Consider the following 3,676-nt stretch of genomic DNA (forward strand, 5'->3'; position numbering starts at 1 on the left):
TAGCGTAAATAAATATAAATGTGAGAAATGATTAATGAAACGATCATAATTGGGAAACCGACTTTTAGGAAGTCCATGTAACTAAATTTATGTCCTTCGCGGCTCGCGATACCTGCAACGATTACGTTAGCAGAAGCTCCGATTAATGTTCCGTTTCCGCCCAGACAAGCACCTAGTGCTAATGCCCACCATAATACATCGATTTGTGCGTCAGATGGTGATAAGCCTAGCCCAACTGCCATATCGTTAATAAGTGGAATCATTGTTGCAACGAATGGGATGTTATCAATTGTTGCAGAGGCGATACCAGATACCCATAAAATAAGGATGGATGCGTAAGAAATATCTCCGCCTGTTATACCAATTACTTTTTGAGCTAACATTTTGATAAGACCGATATCGATAAGTCCTCCAACAAGTACGAATAGCCCTGCGAAGAAGAAGATTGTTACCCATTCTACACTTGCGAATACCTCTTCAATTTCATGTTCTTTCACACCAATTAACATAAGTACAGTAGCACCAGTTAAGGCGATAATAGCGGCATCAATATGGAAAATAGAATGAGTCATGAAACCTACAATTGTAAGTCCAAGTACCGTTAAAGATTTTTTCATTAATACTGGATCTTTAATGTATTGTTTTTCATCTAAGCTCATTAATTTTTTAACTTGTACAGGATCGGCAATTAATTGTTTACGGTACATGAAGTAAAGTATTGTTGCTGTAACTGCAATAATAATAATTACGATTGGTGCTAGATTTAATAGGAAAGCATTGAAGTCTAAATGCTTATTTGCAGAACCAATCATAATGTTAGGTGGATCACCAATTAATGTTGCTGTTCCTCCAATATTTGAAAAAATAATTTCAGAAAGTAAATAAGGAACAGGATTTACTTGCAGTATGCGCGTAATAGATAAAGTAACTGGAACAACAAGAAGTACAGTTGTAACGTTATCTAAAAATGCGGAGCCAAGCGCGGTAAGTAGGGAAAGGGAAATTAAAATTTTAATTGGATTTCCTTGTGCCCCTTTTGCTGCTTTAATGGCAACGTATTGGAAAACACCTGATTTACTCGTAATGTTCACCAAAATCATCATACCGATGAGTAGCGTAATCGTTCCCCATTCAATATGTTTCGTAAAGGCGTTATGTAGATCGACGACCCCCACAATTACCATGAATGCTGCACCGAGAAGTGCGATGACAGCGCGATTAATTTTTTCAGAAATAATAATGGCATATGTAATTAAAAAGACTGCGATAGCAAAATAATACTGCCAGTTAGCGAGTTCTTGCGTTGTTTCGTGCAAAAATCTCATCTCCTTTCATTCATTTTTCTTAGTGTGTCAAATATTAACTAGATGAAACACACATAACGTCATTATAAAGTAGAAAAACTGCGGATGTAAATGAAAGGAGAGATTTTGTCATATTTTCTGCATAGGTCATTTTTTCTTATTTTTTAAAATATTTGTGGGCATTTGACATATATATAAGATACATCCAATCTGAATATTTAAAATGGAATTAGCATTCGAGCTTGTTCGTGTAGGAGTGTCAAATAGAAAGGAATGACAAAAATGATAAGGAAGGGATCGTATGGATGAACAACGATTTTTATTTTTAGACTTTGAGTTTACGATGCCCCAGCATAGAAAGAAACCGAAAGGATTTTTTCCAGAGATTATTGAGGTAGGACTCGTTTCAGTTGCTGGCTGTAAGGTAGAAGATACGTATTCATCACATGTCAGGCCGAAAACATTTCCTTCTTTAACGGATCGATGTAAGAAGTTTTTGGGAATAAAACAAGAAGTCGTGGATAAAGGGATTTCATTTCCTGAACTCGTTAAGAAGCTTGCAGAATACGAAACGAAATGTAAACCGACAATTGTAACGTGGGGAAATATGGATATGAAAGTGCTGAAACATAATTGTGAAATGGCAGGGATAGCTTTTCCATTCTTCGGACAGTGTCGTGATTTATCGCTTGAGTATAAGAAGTTTTTTGGAGAAAGAAATCAAACAGGATTATGGAAAGCAATTGAGGCGTATGGAAAAGTAGGGACAGGGAAGCATCATTGTGCGCTTGATGATGCGATGACGACGTACAATATTTTTAAACTAGTAGAAAAAGATAAAGAGTATTTAGTAAAGCCAGCACCTCCAACATTAGGAGAACTTGTTGATTTTTCAAAAGTGTTAAAGAAAGTGAGCACACAGTAACGACCAAATTGCACATTATGTAATTTGGTCGTTTTGTTTTTTAGAGTTTGTAGTCTTTCTTTAACTGTTGTAATGTTTCTAGACTACGCTCTGCAAAAGGTGAATCATCTTCAGAAAATGAATTCATTTGAGTTTCTAATGCTAATTTTAGTGACTCGGTATAATCCGGAATTTCTCCTTCATATTTTTTCACCATTTGCTCTGGAATGTTCGTCTGTTCACGGAAAGCTAAAGCGCGTCTTTCATGGAAAAATGGTACGTCAGCTTGTTTTACGTTATGTAAGTCACCTTGCACTGGATGTTTTAAAACAGCTAATACTTTTAAGACGTAACTGCCAGGGCGGCTATTTGTAACTTCGCCGATGTATTTTCCTGTTTTATAAATACCAGTAACGATTTCGCCAATTTCAAATGTTTCTCTCATATTTTTCACCTCAAGTTTATAGTAAGGAAAGTAGGAGAAGGAGTCAAAGAAATCATTTGCTTTCAGAACGCCCCTTGAGAATATGGATAGGTTCCACTATAATTTAAAATGATATAACAGAAAATTCTGATGTTTTATAAATCCTATAATAAGGAGTGTTCTATATGATGCCTTTATATTTTCCGGAAGATAAAACAGAATATATTATTCCAGGGATTGTTTGCGTTCTATTTATTATCGGTGCTATTGCCACGTGGCGCATGTTTATTCGTGTATCAAAAAGAGAAGCAGAGCGATTGCAGAAAGTTGAAGAAAAACTATTAGCTGAAAAGAAACAGTAATGCATTTTTGTATGTTTCCCTCTATGCTCGGACAATCTAAGGGCAGAATATATTTTGGAGGGAATAAAATGAAGAAACGGCTTTTTTTCAGTTGTTGTTTATTATTTCTGATGGCAGGTTGTGACCAAGGAAAGCCGAAAGAAATTGAAGTGAAATTACATAATGCTTCAGGAGATGAAGTAGGGACTGCGAAAGTAGTGCAGCAAACAAGTGGAGTGAAAATTACGATTAAAGGGGAAGGTTTCACTCCAGGCCCGCACGGACTACATGTACATGAAATCGGAGAGTGTAAGGCACCTCGTTTTGAATCATCCGGAAATCATTTTAATCCAGATGATAAAAAACATGGTCTTCTTAATCCGAAGGGTGCAGAAAACGGTGATTTACCGAACGTAGTTGCAGATGGTTCTGGAAAGATTAAAGCGGAAATCGATGCACCTCACATCACACTTGAAGAAGGAAAAACGACGATTCATAGAAAAGATGGAGCGTCTATTATTATTACAGAAAACCCTGATGATGGTATGACTCAACCGACAGGTAAATCAGGGGATCGAATTGCTTGTGGCGTAATTGTAAAAAAAGCATCGGATATGAAGAAAAAGTAAAAGCTACCGTGAATGGTAGCTTTCTTTGTGAAATGTAATTAAAAATATATCAGCGATTATTGGAATATATCGAC

The 3,676-nt window shown here is 36.3% G+C and carries 5 protein-coding genes; 3 read left to right on the forward strand and 2 right to left on the reverse strand.

Going from position 1 to position 3,676, the window contains the following annotated elements; all coding sequences use genetic code 11:
• On the reverse strand, window positions 1–1,316 hold a 1,316-nt coding region (locus MR107_RS29385; protein ID WP_242293098.1), incomplete at its 3' end, for an ArsB/NhaD family transporter.
• A 289-nt stretch (window positions 1,317–1,605) separates the two neighbouring features.
• Between MR107_RS29385 and kapD the strand changes: the two genes are divergently transcribed.
• Window positions 1,606–2,229, forward strand: a complete 624-nt coding sequence (gene kapD / locus MR107_RS29390; protein WP_000344356.1) for a 3'-5' exonuclease KapD — start codon at window positions 1,606–1,608, stop codon at window positions 2,227–2,229.
• A 40-nt stretch (window positions 2,230–2,269) separates the two neighbouring features.
• Here kapD and kapB read toward each other — a convergent pair whose 3' ends face one another.
• Window positions 2,270–2,653 (reverse strand): kinase-associated lipoprotein KapB, encoded by a 384-nt coding sequence (kapB, locus tag MR107_RS29395; protein WP_242293099.1) that lies wholly within the window; start codon window positions 2,651–2,653, stop codon window positions 2,270–2,272.
• Window positions 2,654–2,817: 164 nt separating this feature from the next.
• On the opposite strand from kapB, the gene MR107_RS29400 reads away from it, so the two are divergent.
• Window positions 2,818–2,994, forward strand: coding sequence for a hypothetical protein (locus MR107_RS29400; protein ID WP_000982757.1), 177 nt, complete (start codon window positions 2,818–2,820; stop codon window positions 2,992–2,994).
• Window positions 2,995–3,062: 68 nt separating this feature from the next.
• Window positions 3,063–3,602: a superoxide dismutase [Cu-Zn] gene (gene sodC, locus MR107_RS29405; RefSeq protein WP_000746520.1), complete on the forward strand. Its 540-nt coding sequence runs from the start codon at window positions 3,063–3,065 to the stop codon at window positions 3,600–3,602.
• Window positions 3,603–3,676 lie beyond the last annotated feature (74 nt).

It is taken from the genome of Bacillus cereus group sp. BfR-BA-01441 (genome assembly GCF_022663075.1).
GTDB classification, from domain to species: domain Bacteria; phylum Bacillota; class Bacilli; order Bacillales; family Bacillaceae_G; genus Bacillus_A; species Bacillus_A cereus.